Source organism: Streptomyces sp. NPDC055239 (genome assembly GCF_053606205.1).
The window spans coordinates 171,162-188,254 of the sequence record NZ_JBSGRD010000013.1; the positions used below are offsets into that span (position 1 = coordinate 171,162).

Genomic DNA, 17,093 nt, shown 5'->3' on the forward strand with positions numbered 1-17,093 from the left:
AGCTCAGCCGTCCTGCGGTTCCCTCTCCCACTTGCCCCACCAGCCGTACGAGGGGCGTCCCTCCCGGCCGCTGGTGCGGAACGGCTTGCCCTGGTCGTCGATGCGCAGCACGTCGTGCCGCTTGCCGCTCGACCACTCCAGTTCCAGGTACCAGCGCACGTCGTGCAGGTCGGCGTCGGCCGCGATGTGGAAGACCTCGGGGTCGTTCTCGCTGACCTTGTACGGGAAGTCGAGCCGCTCGTCCTTCTGTGTGACACGGGGCATCGCGTCGTCGAGGTCGACGGTGAAGGCCTTGCTGTCCACCTTGCCGCCGCAGCCTGCTCCCATCTGGAAGTTGTTCCAGGCCAGCGGTGCGCCTGTGCTCTGCACCCGGACGTTCATGCGCTGCAGGACGACGGTGTCCTTGCCCACGCCCTGCACGGTGACCTCGATGTACTGGTTGCGGGCCGAGACGGCACCGAGGTCGCTGACCCAGCCGGGGGCGTCCCGCGCCGTGGGCCGTTCCGGCACCTCGTCGGGCTTGCGGTTCACGAGGAACTCCTGCATGCAGTCGTCTTCGTAGGCGTACGGCCTGGTGCGCGCCGTCAGCGGCATGCCGGAGCCCTCGCCGTGCGCGCCGTCGGGCCCGGCCTTGCCGGGCCGGTCGGACGGCGAGGCTCCCGGGTCCGACGCGGCGGTGGGCCCGCGGCTCTGCTCGTGCTTGTCACCGTCACCGCTGCCGTTCATGGCGAGAGCGAGGGAGCCGATTCCGACGACCGCGGCGACGGCGGCGGCGAGGACGAGGGTCCGCCGCCTGCGCGCAGGGGACAGCGAAGCGGACAGCGGCGTCGAGGCGGTCACGCGGGCCGGGCCCGACTGCGTCGCAGGCTCGGACTCAGGATCAGGATCGGGATCAGGATCGGGATCAGGCTCGGGCTCGGGCTCGGGCTCGGGCTGTGACTCGGGCTCCGGGGTGCTGGAAGCCGCGAGCTCCGCCTTCCGCCCTCGATCCGCGTCCGCCAGGATCCATCGCCGGTGGACCTCCACCAGCTCCTCCGGACTCGCCTTGCAGAGCCGGGCGAGCCTCTCCACCGGCGCGAACTCGGCGGGCACCGCATTCCCGTTGCAGTACCGGTGCAACGTGGACGTACTCATGTGAAGCCTCTTGGCCAGCACTCCATAACTGAGCCCGGACCGCTCCTTGAGCTCCCGTAGAAGCTCCGCGAGCGACGCCATTCCCCACCTGCCCCATTCGCACTCTATGTTCCGGGGCCCCCGCACCCGTGGGGATCAGCCATATCCCGTGACCGAGACGCCGAGCGGCTCACGCGCGGTTCCGGTCCATCACACATCCCCCGCGCCACCACACTGCCGCCACGCAGCCGCCACGCAGCCGCCGAGCCAACTCCGGCCAGTTTTTCCTTATTGAGGACAAAGTATGGACGATGTGCGGCGCGCTTCGTACGCTGGGCGTCGCTCTCGTACGGAAGTCTGCGTCAGGCGCGGCCAAAAGCCGCAGCCCGCACCACCGGTATGTGCATGAACTCCACTCCGCGGACGCGGGCCGAGGCGGCCCGGGCCGCTTCACAGCGCCCAGCAGGAGACAGAGTGAAGCCACACGAGCACACCACGACCCCACGCCGCATCCGCCGACGCACGCGCCTGAGACCGCGCAGAGGCGGCAGAACCACCGGGATACTCCTCGGGCTGCTGCTCGCCGCCGGGCTCACCTCGCCGGCCGCCGGAGCCGACGCGAAGCCTTTCGCCGACCTGCCGCCGCAGGAGCCCGGCGTCACGCTGCGGGTGTTCGACATCCAGTCCCCGCTCAGCAAGCTCTGCGACCTCAAGCCCGCCCAGACCCCCAACGTCGACAAGCTGATCCCCACCGTCGACTGGTCCTCCACCGAAGGCTTCGGGTTCACCGACAACTTCGTGTCGCAGATCATCGGCAACATCAAAGTGCCCGACGACGGGGCGTACACCTTCCGTCTGATCAGCGACGACGGCTCCCGCCTCTTCATCGGCGACAAGAAGGTCATCGACCACGACGGACTGCACGGCGCCGAGCCCAAGGACGGCGAGATCACGCTCGCCCCCGGCTACCATCCGCTGCGCATCGACCACTTCGACCGCGGCAACGACCAGCAGGTCACCCTCCAGTGGAAGCCGCCGGGCGCCGACGCCTTCGCCCTCGTGCCCAACTCCGTGCTCAGCACCGACGCCGACGTGGTGCGGGTCACCGCGCCGGGCCGCAAGGAGTGCGAGGGCAGCCTCGACACCCCCGGCGACGGCCTCCCCCTGACCTCGGTCAACCCCGGCTACAAGCTGACCGACCTGCGGCCCAAGGGATTCGAACCGCAGGTCTCCGCGATGGACTGGCTGCCCGACGGCCGGCTCGCGGTGACCACCTGGGGCGGCAGCCAGGAGACCAAGGGCGAGGTGTACGTCCTTGACAACGTCACCGGAGACACCAGCCCCGGCAAGGTCACGTACAAGAAGATCGCCGACGGGCTCAAGGAGCCGATGGGCATCAAGTACGTCGACGGGAAGCTGTACGTCTCTCAGAAGCACCAGCTGACCGAGCTCGCCGACATCGACGGCGACAACGACGCGAGCGAGATCCGGAAGATCGCCGAGTGGCCGTACGGCGGCAACTTCCACGAGTTCGCCTTCGGGCTGCTCTACGAGAAGGGGAACTTCTATCTGAACCTGTCCGTCGCCATCAACTACGGCGGCGCGACGACCGATCCGCAGCCCGCCGCGAACCGCGGCACGACGATCAAGGTGAACAGGGCGAGCGGGAAGGTCAGTTACCTGGCCGGCGGTCTGCGCACCCCCAACGGCATCGGCCGCGGCCCGGACAACGAGCTGTTCGTCACCGACAACCAGGGCGGCTGGCTGCCCGCGTCCAAGCTCGTGCACGTCAAGCAGGACCGCTTCTTCAACCACTACACGAACCCCGAAGGCCCGTTCGACGACAACAGCGTCACCAAGCCGGTGCTGTGGCTGCCGCAGAACGAGATAGCCAACTCCCCCAGCACCCCCATGACCGTGAAGAAGGGGACCTTCGCCGGACAGTTGATGTTCGGCGACGTGACCTACGGCGGTCTGCAGCGTGCCGATCTGGAGAAGGTCAACGGCGAGTTCCAGGGCGCGGTCTTCCGGCACACCCAGGGCCTCGAGTCCGGCATCACCCGCATCTCCACCGGCCCTGACGGGGCGATCTACACCGGCGGGCTCGGCGCGGACGGCAACTGGGGCCAGGAGGGCAAGCTCCGCTTCGGTCTGCAGAAGCTCACCCCGAACGGCAAGACCGCCTTCGACATCAAGACCATGCGCGCCACCCGCGACGGCTTCAAGCTCACCTACACCAAGCCGCTGTCGGACAAGACCATCGAGAAGCTGACCAGCGGCGCCTACTCCGTCGAGCAGTGGCGCTACGCCCCCACCCCCGCGTACGGCGGCCCCAAGGTCGACGAAGAGACATTGCCGGTCACTGGCGCCAGCATCTCCGGCGACCGCCGCACCGTCCAGCTGACCATCCCCGGGCTCAAGAGCGACCGGGTGGTCCACGTGCGCTCGCCGCGTCCGTTCTCCTCGGCAGACGACGAGCAACTGTGGTCCACCGAGGCCTGGTACACGCTCAACGCGCGCCCGGGCCAGGACGAGCCGGTCACGTCGTACGACGCCGAGTCGGCGCGGCTCTCCGGCGGCGCGGACATCGACACCGAGCACGCCGGGTACACCGGTGGCGGCTTCGTCGACAGCTTCAAGGACCCGGGGGCCACCGCCACCTTCGACGTCCAGGCTCCGGCCAAGGGCACCTACGCCGTGGGCCTGCGCTACTCCAACGGCCCCAACCCGTCCGCGGGCACCAAGACGCTCGGCGTCAGCGTGAACGGCGAGCAGGCGCGCCAGACGAAGCTCCCGTCTACCGAGACGTGGAAGCGCTGGTCGACCAAGACCGAGAAACTCGCCCTGCGCAAGGGCCGCAACACCATCTCCTACTCCTACCGGCCCGAGGACACCGGGCACGTCAATCTCGACATGATCGAGGTGCGCAAGCCGGGCGGCCGCATCGACCTGTTCTCCGGCGGCAGCACTTCCACCGCCTGGCAGCACACCGACGGGCGCAGCGTCGAATGGCCGCACACGGCCGACAAGTCGATCGAGGTGTGCTGCGGGGACATCCGCACGAAGCAGGCCTTCGGCGACTTCAAGATGCACGCCGAATTCCGCGTACCGAAGCTGCCGGACGATGTCACCGGGCAGGATCGCGGGAACAGCGGGATCTATCTCCAGGAACGGTACGAGGTACAGATCCTGGACTCGTACGGAGTGGAGAAACTCGCCGCGAACGAGGCGGGTGCCATCTACACCAAGAAGGCCGCCGATCTGAACGCCTCGACCGCGCCGGAGACGTGGCAGACGTACGACATCGTCTTCCGCGCCGCCCGGTTCGACGCGGACGGGAAGAAGACCGCGGACGCGAGGATCACCGTGGTGTGGAACGGCAAGAAGGTCCACGACAACGTGGCCGTCGACGGCCAGACCGGAGCGGGCGATCCCGAATCCGCGGCGGCGGGCGCCATCAAGCTCCAGGACCACGGCAACAAGGTCCGCTTCCGCAACGTATGGATCGAGCCCGTCGACTGAACGGCCCAGGTGTCACTCCCGCATGCGTCTGTCACTCCTGCGGGTGACGCGAGGGATAGCCGATCACCGAACAGGGCAACGAGCCTGACGTGACAACAGCCCGCGCACCGCTGTGGCGGTGCGCGGGCCTCACGCGCTTACGGCCCCAAGGACTTACGGGCCCTGAAAACTAAGGCGGACAATCATGCGCAGGGCAATCGCGATGAGAAAGCAGCTCTCCGTACTACTTGTGACGGTGGCAGCCGCTGCCGCCACCATGGTGCCGCTCTCCACGGCGGCGCACGCGGCCGACGGATACGACCGTTGCCCCGCTGGCTCCTACTGCATGTTCTCGGGCCTCGACGGGACCGGTGACATGATCACGCTCAAGGGAAGCACCCCGGATCTCGCGGCCCTCGGCATGGGCGACCGGGCCAAGTCGGACTGGAACAGGACGCCCTCGACCATCTACCTCTGGTCCGACGCGAACTACAGCGGCTGTACGGTCGTGACCTCCTCGGGCCCGACCGGCAAGGGGAACTTCTTCCCCACCTACCGGGACTTCCTGAGCTCGGTGCAATTCGACGGTCCCGGCGGTCCCAGCTGCGGCACACCGCCCGACGGGGACGGCTGAGCGAGGCTCGACACCGGTCGTGCTCAGGGCCTGGGCGTGTCCTGCGCCCAGGTCTCCGGCTGCCAGATCCCGGCGCGACGCAGCGACTGTGAGCAGTGCAGATAGATCTCGTCTATCTCGACGACTATCGCGAGGCGGGGCCGCTTGCCCTTGGCGGTCATCAAGTCGAAGAACGGAGCGTCCGTCAGGATCCGCGCCCGGCCGTTGATGCGCAGGATGTCGGCGCTGCCCGGCACCAGGTGGAGCAGCCCCACGTGCGGGTTCTCCAGGATGTTGCGGAAGCTGTCGCCGCGCCGGTTGCCGGGGCGGTCGGGGAGGGCGACGGTGCGCGCGTCGAGGACGTGGAGGAAACCCGGCGCGTCACCTCGCGGGGAGGTGTCGCAGTTGCCTGCCGCGTCCGCTGTGGAGAGGAGGCAGAACGGGGAGCGGGCCAGGATCCCCAGGTCCTGCTCCGTCAGCTCGCCGTGGACCTTGTCGATGACGATCGGGTGCGGTGCGCCGAGCAACTCCGTCAGCTCTTCGCCCGAGCGGAGCTCTTGCCAGGTGTGCGGCTCCGTGGCGCTGCCGCCTGGGGACGGGACGGTTGCGGGTATCGCGGCGTCGGGCACGGGGAGGAACCTCACAGGTCGACTAACAGGCAAGAAGGCGAGCAGGCAGCAGGGCGAACAGACTGGCGATTATGTAATGTTAGGCTCACCTTACTGGAGCATAAATGGCAGGTGAGCGCGCCCCTGCCTGAACAAGGAGCAATTGATTCATGGCTGGGAGCAGCCGCACAAGGTGTGTGTCCCGAAGGCGACGGCCATGAAGGCAGCAGCCACTGCCGAACCCTCGGGCAGCGGTAGGAGCACGGGGACGACGGCTTCCGCAGCACCTGGCGGTGCTCGTAGCGGTCCCGCCCTCGGCGCCGGTCTCGTCCTGCTGGTCGCGGTCCTCCTGCTCATCATGTGGGCGAGCCTGCTGGTCGGTTCCGGTGATGTCGGCGCCGGTGATCTGCTGCCCGGCATCTTCGACCCGGATCTGTCCGACAAGGGTCAGTTGATCTTGCAGGAAGTACGGATCCCGCGTACGGCGGCCGGTCTCCTCGCCGGTGTCGCGCTCGGCCTTGCCGGCACGGTGATGCAGGGCGTGGCCCGCAATCCCCTCGCCGATCCGGGCGTCCTCGGCGTCAACTCCGGTGCCTCCGCCGCCGTCGTCTTCGCGATCAGCATCCTCGGCATCTCCGATCCCGGCCACTACATCTGGTTCGGCTTCCTCGGCGCCCTCGTCGCCTCCGTCGTCGTGTTCGGCATCGGTTCCATGGGCCGGGAGGGCGCCACGCCCATCAAGCTGGCGCTCGCCGGAGCGGCGACCGGTGCGGCGCTGCTCTCCCTCACCACGTCGATGCTGCTCACCGACTCGAAGTCGTACGACCAGTACCGCTTCTGGCAGGTCGGCTCGCTCACCGGCCGCGATGCCCCCGTGCTGTGGCAGGCCCTGCCGTTCATCGCCGTCGGCGTCGTCGTGGCACTGCTCCTCGGACCGCGCCTGAACGCCCTGTCCCTGGGTGACGACCTCGCGCGAGGCCTTGGCCAGCGGATCGGTCTGGCTCGCGCCGCCTGCGCGGTGGCCGTGGTGCTGCTCTGCGGTGCCGCGACGGTGGTCGCAGGACCGATCGCGTTCCTCGGGCTCGTCGTCCCGCACGCCGCCCGGCTGTTCACCGGACCCGACTACCGGTGGGTCCTGCCGTACAGCGCGTTGATCGCCCCGGCGCTGCTGCTCACCGCGGACATCGTGGGACGGGTGATCGCTCCGCCCTCAGAAGTACAGGCGGGCATCGTGACCGCCGCGATCGGCGCGATTCCGTTCGTGCTCCTTGTGCGCCGCCGGAAGCTGTCCGAACTGTGAGCGGGGCGTGGGAGTAGTGGGCGAGCGCATGGACAAGTCCGGTGTGGTCGTCGCCGGTGACGGGGGCGATGTGTCGCGGGCCGAGGCGGTGAGCCGCATCCATGCCGTGCGACGGGCCCGCCGCGCGCGCGTGGTGCTGGTCCAGTTGATTCTTCTGGCGGCGACCGCGGCTGTGTTCGGTGCCGCGCTGAGCTTCGGCGACATGTCCGTGCCGCTCGGCGACGTGGTCGGTGCGCTCACCGGCGCCGCCGATCCGGGCACGCACTTCATCGTCGTGGAGCTGAGGCTGCCGCGTGTACTGCTCGGCCTGCTGGTCGGCGTCGCCTTCGGTCTCAGCGGGGCACTCTTCCAAGCGCTGCTGCGCAATCCGCTGGCCAGCCCTGACGTGATCGGCATCAGCCAGGGTGCGAGCGCGGCGGCCGTCCTCGCCTCGCTCGGCTTCGCGGTGAGCGGTATCGCCCTGTCCGCCGCAGCGCTCGGCGGCGCGCTCCTGAGTGCCGCCGTCATCTACGCCTTCGCCTGGCGTCGCAATGTGTCCGGTCAGCGCTTCGTGCTTGTCGGCATCGGCATCGGCGCGGGGCTCTCAAGCGTCACTTCGTACCTGCTGACCAACTCCGAGGTGACCGAGGCGCAGAACGCGCTCGTGTGGCTCACCGGCAGCCTCAACGGCAGCACCCTGGAGCAGGTGTGGCCGCTGCTCGGCGCACTCGTGGTTCTGCTGCCCCTGACCGCCGTCGCCGCGCGTGACCTCGGTCCGCTGCAACTCGGCGACGAGACGGCGGCCGGGCTCGGTACCCGTGTGGGCCGCGGCCGACTCGCGCTGCTCGGCTGTGCGGTCGCGCTGGCAGGGGTCGCCACGGCGGCGGCGGGCCCTGTCGCGTTCGTCGCGTTCGTGTCGGCGCCGGTGGCCCGGCGTCTCGTACCGGGCTCGGGCGCCGCCCTTGTGCCCGCCGCGCTGACCGGCGCGCTGCTGGTGACGGCTGCCGACTTCGCCGCTCAACACCTGCTGTGGTCAAGCCAGTTCCCGGTCGGCGTGGTCACCAGCTTGATCGGGGCCCCGTACCTGCTGTGGTTGCTGGCCCGCGCCAATCGCACGGGAAGGGCCGGATGACGGTGGCAGACGAACAGAGGGACGAAGACATGGGCGTCGGCGGACACACCCTGGGCACACAGGACATCCACCTCGGCTACGACGGCCGCGAAGTGGTCCATGGCCTGAGCCTGGACATCCCGCCCGGCAGCATCACCATGATCGTCGGCCCCAACGCCTGCGGGAAGTCGACGCTGCTGCGCGCCATGGCCCGGCTGCTCACCCCCACCTCCGGCAGCGCGTTGCTGGACGGACGCAGCATTCACACGATGCCGACCCGCGAGGTCGCCGCACGCCTCGGCATCCTGCCCCAGACACCCGTGGCGCCCGACGGCATCACCGTGAGCGACCTCGTGGGCCGCGGCAGGTACCCGCACCAGGGCTGGTTCCGGCGCTGGACCGCCGAGGACGACGCGGCCGTCGCCGACGCGCTGCTCGCCACGGATGTCCTGGACCTGGCGGGGCGTCCGGTGGACGAGCTGTCGGGCGGCCAGCGCCAGCGCGTGTGGATCGCCATGGCGCTGGCCCAGCGCACGGGCATCCTCCTGCTCGACGAACCGACCACCTATCTGGACGTGAGCCATCAGCTGGACGTGCTCGACCTCCTGGTCGATCTCAATCAGGAGCACGGCACCACGATCGTGGTGGTCCTGCACGATCTGAACCTGGCCTGCCGCTACGCCGATCACCTTGTCGCGATGCGGGACGGCCACGTCATCGCCGAGGGGAAACCGCGGGACGTCGTCACCGAGGAACTGGTCAACGAGGCTTTCGGAATGCGCTCTTCCTTGATCGCGGACCCGGTGTCGGGCACGCCGCTCATCGTCCCCATCGGCCGCCACCGCGTGGGCTGACCGGACATGACCGGTAGACCGGAACATTCCATTCCATTCAACGATCAACTTAGGGTACCCTAAGTACATGTCCCTACGTCTCAAGTCGCTGTTCACGCGGGCCTCGCGCGGCCCCCTCTCCGTTCGCTCCTCCGGCCGCCGTCGGAACTCCGTCGCCGCGGCCGTGGCGGCCCTCGCCCTCACCGGCGGTCTGACCGCGTGCTCGTCATCCGACGACGACGGGGGCGGTTCCGCCGCCTCGACGGAGGGCTTCCCCGTGAAGGTCGCCACGAAGTTCGGCGAGATCACCGTGAAGAAGAAGCCGCAGCGCGTGGTGGCGGTCGGCTGGGGAGACGCGGAGACCGCACTCGCCCTCGGCGTCCAGCCCGTGGGCGCGAGCGACTGGCTCGCCTTCGGCGGTGACGGTGTCGGACCGTGGGCGAAGGGCCTGTACAAGAAGAGCCCGACCAAGATCGGCACGCTGGAGCCGGAGTACGAGAAGATCGCCTCGCTCAAGCCCGATCTGATCCTGGACACCAAGTCCAGCGGCGACCAGAAGCGTTACGACACCCTGAGCAAGCTCGCGCCCACCATCGGCGTGCCCAAGGGCGGCGACCAGTACCTGACCAACTGGGAGAAGCAGACCACGATGGTCGCGGACTCGCTCGGCCTGCACGACAAGGGCCAAGCACTGATCGCCAAGACGGAGAAGAAGTTCAAGGCCGCCACCGCGCAGCACCCCGAGTTCAAGGGCAAGACCGCCACCTCCGGCGCGCGCACCAGCATCGGTTACGGCGCCTACGTGACGGGCGGCGGACGCGTCGACTTCCTGGAGCGGCTCGGCTTCAAGAACAACCCCGAGGTCGACGCCAAGGCGGGCAAGTCCTTCTCCGTCACGGTCTCCCGCGAGAGCCTGGACATGCTCGACGCCGACCTGCTTGTCATGTCGCCGATCGGCATCCCCAAGTCGAAGATCGAGAACGACGCGCTCTACAAGGAGATCCCTGCCGTCAAGGCCGGACATGACGTCGTCTTCGACCCGAACTCGACGCTCAGCTCCGCCTTCGCCGCCGACTCTGTCCTCTCCGTCTCCTACGCCCTGGACAAGGTCGTCCCCGAGTTCGCGAAGGCGCTGCGCTGATCACGTCATACGTCCCGGGCTGACATTTGATTGCTCTGATCGCTCCGATCGCGTCGAAGTAGGCAGGAATCCCCATGGGCCTGCCTACTTTTGACGTATGGAGAATGTGTCGCGCGATCCCGTCGTGCCGGACGGCACGAACCCGCTGAGCCGGCTCTCGCTGGAACAACTGCGATGTCGTACGAGCATGAAGTGGCGAACCTACCCGCACGACGTACTGCCGCTGTGGGTGGCCGAGATGGATGTCCCGCTCGCGGAGCCTGTCGCCGAGGCGATAACCGATGCTGTCGCGCTCGGCGACACCGGCTATCCCGCCGGAACGGCCTATGCCGAGGCACTGGCCGAGTTCGCCCACAAGCGGTGGGACTGGGACGGACTTGCCGTCGAGCGGACGGCGATCGTGCCCGACGTGATGCTCGGCGTCGTCGAGATGCTCAAGCTGGTCTCCGCGCCGGGTGACCCCGTCATCGTCAACTGCCCTGTGTACCCGCCCTTCTATCAGTTCGTCGGGAACCTGGACAGGACCGTCGTCGAGTCACCCCTGAGGGCGGACCTGCGGCTCGATTTCGCCGCGCTGGAGGACGGGTTCAGGCGCGCGGCGCGGAGCGCGGCACACGGTACGAACCGCCCGGTGTATCTGCTGTGCAGCCCGCACAATCCGACCGGGACCGTGCACACCGCCGTCGAGTTGACGCGGGTCGCGCACCTGGCGCGCGAGCATGGTGTGCGTGTCGTGGTGGACGAGATTCACGCCCCGATCGTGGCGGCGGGCGCGTCTTTCGTGCCATTCCTGAGCGTGCCGGGAGCGGAGAACGGGCTCTCCCTGATGTCGGCGTCGAAGGCCTGGAACCTGGCCGGGCTCAAGGCCGCCCTCGCCATCGCGGGCCCCGAAGCAGCCGAGGACCTCACACGCATGCCCGAAGAGGTCAGTCATGGCCCCAGTCACCTGGGCGTCATCGCCCACACTGCGGCCTTGCGGGACGGAGGTGACTGGCTCGACGCGCTGCTCCGTGGCCTGGACGACAACCGTCGGCTGTTGGCCGCTCTCCTGTGCGAACATCTGCCCGCCATCGGCTGCATTCCGGCGCAGGGCACCTTCCTGGCCTGGCTCGACTGCCGGGAACTGGGCCTGGGCGACGACCCGGCCGAAGCTTTCCTGCATCGCGGCCGCGTCGCTCTGAGCTCCGGGAAAGCCTTTGGAACCGGCGGCGAGGGCTTCGTCCGACTCAACCTGGCCGCCTCGCCCGAGGTGCTCACCGAGGCGGTCCGGAGGATGGCGTCGACCGTCGCCGGAGAGCCGACAAGAGACACTCACTGTTCCTGACGAAGCCAAAATCTTCACCCAATGCATCCGCCCGTGGACGCCAGCACGTAACCTTCGCTAACCGCACATGAGTTACTGCTGTTGCAGGTTGGGCAGTCAGCATTCAGGGGTGCAAACAGATGTGCCCTCACCAGAAGTGCTCAGTCGTGAGCACGCCCCGCCATCCGCACGACTGCGTGCGCCCACGAAAAGGTCACCACGATGTCAGACATCAAGTCGGAAACTGCCGGAGTGCAGGCCCAGTACGCCGCCCAAGTGGCCGCGGATCTGGAAACCAACCGTAAGGAACAAGAACGCGTCGGGGTCGATGTGGCCGCGCTGCAGGAGCAGTTGCAGGCGCTGGAGAGCGACCACGCGGTGCTGCTGAGCATGCAGCAGGCACTGGGCTCCCCCAGCGCTCCGGCGGCCACGGCCAAGAAGGCGTCACCTCGCAAGGGAGCTGTGCCCGCTCCGCGGACCAGCGCGAACAACTCCAGTGCCGCCCGGGCGAAGAAGCCCACGGCCACCAAGGCCAAGAGCAAGGTCAAGGTGCAGGAGAAGGTGCAGGAGAAGGTCCAGGAGAAGGCCCCTGCCAAGGCTCAGAGCAAGGCCCAGGACAAGCCGGCCAAGAGCGCGCCCAAGGCCGCCGCGAAGAAGGCGACCGCGCCGACGGCCGGTCCGTCACTGGTCGAACTGATCCACGACCACCTCGGCCAGCAGGGCGAACCTCGCTCCGCCGCCGAGATCACCACCGCGCTCACCAAGGCCCGCCCCGAGCGCACCATCAAGACCACCGTCGTACGCACCACGGTGGAAGGCCTGGTCGCCAAGGGCCGCGCCCACCGCACCAAGCAGGGCTCCTCCGTCTTCTACACGACGGCCGCCCCGGCAGAGCAGGCAGCCGCACCGCAGCCGGAGCCCTCCACCAGCTGAACCACCCCACCGCATCGGCGAGCACCTCGAACAGGTGCTTGCCGGTGCGGCGTCGGTCGCCGACACTCAAGTCCGCCCCGGCCGCGATGACTCACAAAGGAGTGGCGGCCGGGCTAGGGTCCTCGCGTGAACAGCAGGCATCCGCACGAGCCCCATGACCCCAGCGCGATCGTGATGGTGGCCTCCTCCGCCGGGGGTGTCCAGGGCCTGCGGACGTTGCTGAGTGGTCTGGACGCGGGGCTCCCGGCGTCCGTGCTGGTGGCCCAGCATCTGCGCCGCTCCCGCGAGACGCGCATCGTCGCCGTCCTGGCGCCCCACACCGGCCTTCACGTCAAACTGGCCGAAGGCGGCGAGCGCCCGAGAGCGGGAGGGGTTTACATCGCGCCGCCCGACCACCATCTGTGTGTGGAGGCGGACGGCAAGTTGTCCCTGTCCAAGGAGGACCCGGTCAACTTCGCACGCCCGGCCGCCGACCCGCTCTTCGAGTCGGCCTCGCAGGTCTACGGACCGCAGATCATCGCTTGCGTACTCACCGGATCCGACGGCGACGGCGCCCGGGGAGTGGAAGCGGTCAAGAGCCGCGGGGGCATCGTCATTGTGGAGGACCCCGCGACAGCCGCGTTCCAAGGGATGCCGAAGTCCGCCATCGAGACCGGCCAGGTCGATTTCGTACGCCCGGCCGAGGACATCGCACCCCTCATCCATCAGCTCCTGCACCCGGCCCGCGGCTCCTGACCTCTCCGTCGAGTACCGGTGGGTGACCGCCCGTCAGGGGCGGGCGTGAACTCCGACGCGGCCGAGCGGGACGCCATCGGCCCAGGAGTCGACCATTTCCTGGGAGACGCCCATCTTGCTGTACGCGGGGATGTCGATCAGTCAGCGAGACCGGGTGCGGGCGTTGAGCCGTGCGGCCTGGCGTGTCAGGTGGTCGCGTTCGGCGAGGTTGGGTGCCTTGGGGGCCGCCTCGGCGTACAGCCGTGCCGCCGTCGCCAGGTCGCCGTCCCGCTCGTGGAGATACGCCGCCACAGCGGTGTAGCGAGGCAGTGAGTCATCGAGGGCGGCGAGTGCCGTGAGACCGGCGCGCGGTCCGTCGGCCTCGCCCACGGCGACCGCACGGTTGAGCCGGACGATCGGGCTGTCGGTGAGGCCCGCGAGTTCGTCGTACCACTCGACGATCTGCACCCAGTCGGTCTCCTCGGCGGTGGGCGCGTCGGCATGGAGCGCCGCGACGGCGGCCTGGGCCTGGAACTCGCCGAGGCGGTCGCGGACGAGAGCCGCCTGGAGGATCACGACACCCTCGGCGATCATCTCCGTGTCCCACCGGCCGCGGTCCTGCTCGGCGAGCGGCACCAGGCTGCCGTCGGGGGCGGTCCGGGCGGCGCGCCGGGCGTGGTGGAGCAGCATGAGGGCGAGCAGCCCCGTCACCTCGGGGTGGTCGGTCGCTGCCGCGAGCTGTCGGGTCAGCCGGATGGCCTCGGCGGCGAGGTCGACGTCGCCGGAGTAGCCCTCGTTGAAGACCAGGTAGAGGACGCGCAGCACGGTGGCGACATCGCCGGGCTTGTCGAAACGCACACCGGAGACGGTGCGCTTGGCCCGGCTGATGCGCTGCGCCATGGTCGCCTCGGGGACCAGGTAGGCCTGAGCGATCTGACGGGTGGTGAGACCACCGACGGCGCGCAGCGTCAGTGCGACCGCCGACGACGGCGTCAGCGAAGGGTGGGTGCACAGGAAGTAGAGCTGGAGCGTGTCGTCCGCCGATGGCGCGGGCCCGGGCGACGGCTCCTCGTCGACGCGGTCCTCACGCCGGCGACGGGCGGTGTCCGCGCGGGTCGCGTCGAGGAACTTGCGCCAGGCCACGGTGACCAGCCAGCCCTTCGGGTCCCCCGGCTGCTCGGTCGGCCAGACGCGGACCGCCTCGATCAGTGCGTCCTGTACGGCGTCCTCGGCCGCCGTGAAGTCAGCTCCGCGGCGGACGAGGATCCCGAGCACTCCCGGAGTGAGGCTTCGGAGCAGGGCTTCGTTCATGGATGAGGTCACACTCCGTGATGATGGGCGTCGCCGCGAGGAACGGGCGCAGTTCGAGCCACTCGTGGATCGGCTTGCCGCCCGCTCCAGGGGCGGCCGAGAGTTCCCCGGCCAGCTCGACGGCTCGCTCGTAGGTGTCGACGTCGATCACCATCCAGCCGGCGATGAGGTCCTTGGTCTCGGCGAACGGGCCGTCCGTCACCGGCGGGCGCCCCTCACCGTCGTACTGGACGAATATCCCTTCGGGGGCGAGTCCCTGACTGTCGATGAACTCGCCGGTCTCCACGAGCCGGCCCGCGAAGTCGCTCATGTACTGCACGTGGGCCGAGATCTCCTCCGGCGTCCACTGGTCCATGGGAACGTCGTTCACCGAGGCCGGGGCGCCGCGGTAGTGCTTCAGGAGCAGGTACTTGGCCATCGTGTTTCTCCTCGGTGCCGGTGCGGCCCATTGTGGTCGTACTCGCTGCGGAGGCGAAGCCGGTCACGGGTTCTCGGCATCGCCGTCCGCCCGGCGATGAGTTTCTGCCGTGTCTCGGGTCTCCCCTGTCAGATGTAAGACACTGGGGTCGAGCAGAGGAACAGCCGTGAACGATGATGTCTGGTCGCTGGTGCATGCGGAGCGCGCGGCGCTGATCGAGGACCTCGCGCGTCTGGACGACGAGCAGTGGGATCACGCGTCGCTGTGCGGCGCGTGGACGGTGCACGACGTGGTGGCCCATCTGGTCGACACCGCTCGCACGACACGTCTTGGTTTCGTGGGTGCCATGGTCCGGGCGCGTTTCGACTTCGACCGTCAGAACGCGCGCGGGGTGGAGCGCGAGCGCGGTGGTTCACCGCGGGAGACCTTGGAGCGACTGCGTCAGGCGGCGTCGCGCAGGTCGGGTCCTCCTGCGCCCCTCGACACCCGGCTCGTCGAGGAGGTCGTCCACGGTGAGGACATCCGCCGGCCCTTGGGGCTCACCCACACCTACGGGCCGGAGGCTGTTGTCAGATCGCTGCGTCTGCAGGTTCGTACGTCGGCGTCCTTCGGCGGGGCCAAGGAGCGGGTGGCCGGTCTCCGGCTTGTCCCGTCGGACGTCGACTTGTCGATCGGGGAAGGCCCGGAGGTGCGCGGGACGGCGCTTTCCCTGCTCCTTGCCGTGTCCGGGCGGCGGGAAGCGCTGGGTGAGCTCGACGGGCCGGGAGTTGCCGCGTTGAGGACGGCGGCCTGACCGGTTGAGGACGGCCGCCCTGCCTACAAGACCGGCGGTCCCTGCTCGACGCGGCGCAGCACCGGTGTGAGTCGGTCGAGGCCCTCGCTCGTCTGAATCTGCCGCTCGTCCCACCAAGTGGCTCCCGCTTCGGCCGCCGGGCCGATCAGGTCACGGGTCCTTGCGGCGTCGTCGCCCGGTGTGGCACCGCCGAGGACGATGTCGAAGGGGGCGTCGGACCGGTCCTCGCGGTGCTCGTGCACGTATGCCACCAGGTCGCGGACCTGCTCGATGGGTGGCAGGTGGCCGTGCTTGGCGTCGGCGAACAGGGGGACCGCGCCGTCCCAGCGGGCCGCCCGGCGCATCGGCGGGCGGTTCGGCCAGAAGCCGGCGACCCAGATCGGGGGCCGAGGACGCTGCACCGTGGGCGGCAGCAATGTCACGTCCCGCGCCTGGTAGTGCCGTCCCTCGTGGTTCACCGGCTCGCCCGACCAGTACCGCTGCAACAGGTCCAGGCCCTCGTCGAGACGCTCGGCAAGCACCTTCGGGTCGGAGGTGTCGCCGAAGCTCGCGTACTCGTCCTCGACGGGTCCGCCGAGGCCCGCGCCGAAGGTGACACGGCCGCCGCTGAGGACGTCCAGCGTGGCCACCTGGCGGGCCAGCTGTTGCGGACGCCGCCGGGCCACCGGGGTGACCAGTGTGCCGAGCCTGATCCGGGAGGTCGCGAGGGCGGCGGCGGTCAGCAGCATCCAGGGATCCCCGAAGGGCCTGCCCGCGTGCCTGCGATGCAGCACGTGATCCCAGACGAACAGCCCGTCCCATCCGGCCTGTTCCGCCGCCACGGCCAACTTCGCCACGGTCCTTGGATCGGCGAAGTCGCCGAAGTTCGGGATGTTGACCGAGAAGCGCATTCCCGCATCCTGCTGCACCGGGCCGGGACCGGCAAGCGGTTACCGGAGGACGGACAGGTTGTTGAAGGGGTCGACGTCCTCGTCGACGAGGATCACCTGGGCCACGTACCCCAGGCCGTGGGGCGTGGTCATCGCACGGATGCCGACGGCCTTGGCGAAGCCGCCGTAGCGCTTGGCCGTCGAGATGATGACCATCAGGCCGTGCGTTCGGCGCGCAGTTGCTTGAGCAGCGGGACGCAGGTGTTGGGGCCCACCAGGTAGTCAACCTCGGTCCACGGCATGCCGAGGTAGAGCGACTCGAAGACCGGGTTCGTACGGTAGGAGACGCGGTCGACGCGGATGACGGGCATGCGGCGGCCGCCGGAGTAATGGCCGGTGAACTCGCCGAAGGGGCCCTCGATCTGGCGCTTGCGGGACCCGATGACACCCTCGACGACGACCTCGCTCCCCCACGGCACGCCGAAGCCGGTCAGCGGCGCGGTGGCAATGGGGCGGGCGCGCCGCGCAGGGCGCCTGCCATTAATGGGCGATG

14 protein-coding genes and 2 pseudogenes are annotated in these 17,093 nt (G+C 69.1%); 10 read left to right on the top strand and 6 right to left on the bottom strand.

From position 1 onward, the window contains the following. Positions 1 to 3: 3 nt before the first annotated feature. On the bottom strand, positions 4 to 1,215 hold the full coding sequence (locus tag ACWFRJ_RS34105) for a helix-turn-helix domain-containing protein (protein ID WP_453539844.1): 1,212 nt from the start codon (positions 1,213 to 1,215) through the stop codon (positions 4 to 6). A 408-nt stretch (positions 1,216 to 1,623) separates the two neighbouring features. On the opposite strand from ACWFRJ_RS34105, the gene ACWFRJ_RS34110 reads away from it, so the two are divergent. Both ACWFRJ_RS34110 and ACWFRJ_RS34115 read left to right on the top strand, forming a co-directional pair. Beyond that, complete coding sequence (locus tag ACWFRJ_RS34110; protein ID WP_453540248.1) at positions 1,624 to 4,635, top strand: family 16 glycoside hydrolase; 3,012 nt, start codon at positions 1,624 to 1,626, stop codon at positions 4,633 to 4,635. 184 nt (positions 4,636 to 4,819) lie between these two features. Continuing rightward, positions 4,820 to 5,248 (top strand): peptidase inhibitor family I36 protein, encoded by a 429-nt coding sequence (locus ACWFRJ_RS34115; protein ID WP_453539847.1) that lies wholly within the window; start codon positions 4,820 to 4,822, stop codon positions 5,246 to 5,248. A gap of 23 nt (positions 5,249 to 5,271) precedes the next feature. On the opposite strand, the gene ACWFRJ_RS34120 is transcribed toward ACWFRJ_RS34115, so the two are convergent. Further along, positions 5,272 to 5,856: an MSMEG_1061 family FMN-dependent PPOX-type flavoprotein gene (locus ACWFRJ_RS34120; protein WP_453539850.1), complete on the bottom strand. Its 585-nt coding sequence runs from the start codon at positions 5,854 to 5,856 to the stop codon at positions 5,272 to 5,274. Positions 5,857 to 6,052: 196 nt separating this feature from the next. Here ACWFRJ_RS34120 and ACWFRJ_RS34125 point away from each other — a divergent pair, with 196 nt between their 5' ends. The 7 genes from ACWFRJ_RS34125 to ACWFRJ_RS34155 all read left to right on the top strand — a co-directional run bounded on the left by ACWFRJ_RS34125 (position 6,053) and on the right by ACWFRJ_RS34155 (position 13,170). Then, positions 6,053 to 7,135 (top strand): FecCD family ABC transporter permease, encoded by a 1,083-nt coding sequence (locus ACWFRJ_RS34125; RefSeq protein ID WP_453539853.1) that lies wholly within the window; start codon positions 6,053 to 6,055, stop codon positions 7,133 to 7,135. 28 nt (positions 7,136 to 7,163) lie between these two features. Next, positions 7,164 to 8,246, top strand: coding sequence for a FecCD family ABC transporter permease (locus ACWFRJ_RS34130; RefSeq protein ID WP_453540251.1), 1,083 nt, complete (start codon positions 7,164 to 7,166; stop codon positions 8,244 to 8,246). A gap of 29 nt (positions 8,247 to 8,275) precedes the next feature. After that, positions 8,276 to 9,079 (top strand): ABC transporter ATP-binding protein, encoded by an 804-nt coding sequence (locus ACWFRJ_RS34135; protein WP_453540254.1) that lies wholly within the window; start codon positions 8,276 to 8,278, stop codon positions 9,077 to 9,079. 67 nt (positions 9,080 to 9,146) lie between these two features. Further along, entirely contained in the window at positions 9,147 to 10,199 is a 1,053-nt protein-coding gene (locus tag ACWFRJ_RS34140; RefSeq protein ID WP_453539856.1) for an iron-siderophore ABC transporter substrate-binding protein, read from the top strand. A 97-nt stretch (positions 10,200 to 10,296) separates the two neighbouring features. Beyond that, positions 10,297 to 11,523 carry a MalY/PatB family protein gene (locus tag ACWFRJ_RS34145; RefSeq protein WP_453539859.1) on the top strand — a complete coding sequence of 409 codons (1,227 nt, stop codon included), beginning with the start codon at positions 10,297 to 10,299 and terminating at the stop codon, positions 11,521 to 11,523. A gap of 201 nt (positions 11,524 to 11,724) precedes the next feature. Then, a complete protein-coding gene (locus tag ACWFRJ_RS34150) occupies positions 11,725 to 12,435 on the top strand; it encodes a hypothetical protein (protein WP_453539862.1) in 711 nt (236 codons plus the stop codon). A 126-nt stretch (positions 12,436 to 12,561) separates the two neighbouring features. After that, a complete protein-coding gene (locus ACWFRJ_RS34155; protein ID WP_453539865.1) occupies positions 12,562 to 13,170 on the top strand; it encodes a chemotaxis protein CheB in 609 nt (202 codons plus the stop codon). Positions 13,171 to 13,311: 141 nt separating this feature from the next. Here the strand turns inward: ACWFRJ_RS34155 and ACWFRJ_RS34160 are convergent, their stop codons facing one another. Together ACWFRJ_RS34160 and ACWFRJ_RS34165 are read right to left on the bottom strand one after the other, a co-directional pair. Beyond that, positions 13,312 to 14,460 carry an RNA polymerase sigma factor gene (locus tag ACWFRJ_RS34160; RefSeq protein ID WP_453539867.1) on the bottom strand — a complete coding sequence of 383 codons (1,149 nt, stop codon included), beginning with the start codon at positions 14,458 to 14,460 and terminating at the stop codon, positions 13,312 to 13,314. 13 nt (positions 14,461 to 14,473) lie between these two features. Further along, positions 14,474 to 14,878, bottom strand: a pseudogene (locus tag ACWFRJ_RS34165) (YciI family protein); the annotation flags it as partial. A 166-nt stretch (positions 14,879 to 15,044) separates the two neighbouring features. On the opposite strand from ACWFRJ_RS34165, the gene ACWFRJ_RS34170 reads away from it, so the two are divergent. Continuing rightward, complete coding sequence (locus ACWFRJ_RS34170) at positions 15,045 to 15,671, top strand: maleylpyruvate isomerase family mycothiol-dependent enzyme (protein ID WP_453539870.1); 627 nt, start codon at positions 15,045 to 15,047, stop codon at positions 15,669 to 15,671. A 23-nt stretch (positions 15,672 to 15,694) separates the two neighbouring features. Here the strand turns inward: ACWFRJ_RS34170 and ACWFRJ_RS34175 are convergent, their stop codons facing one another. Both ACWFRJ_RS34175 and ACWFRJ_RS34180 read right to left on the bottom strand, forming a co-directional pair. Further along, a complete protein-coding gene (locus tag ACWFRJ_RS34175) occupies positions 15,695 to 16,561 on the bottom strand; it encodes an LLM class flavin-dependent oxidoreductase (RefSeq protein ID WP_453539873.1) in 867 nt (288 codons plus the stop codon). Positions 16,562 to 16,621: 60 nt separating this feature from the next. Continuing rightward, a pseudogene (locus ACWFRJ_RS34180) lies at positions 16,622 to 17,081 on the bottom strand (UbiD family decarboxylase domain-containing protein); the annotation flags it as partial. Between the last annotated feature and the right edge of the window lie 12 nt (positions 17,082 to 17,093).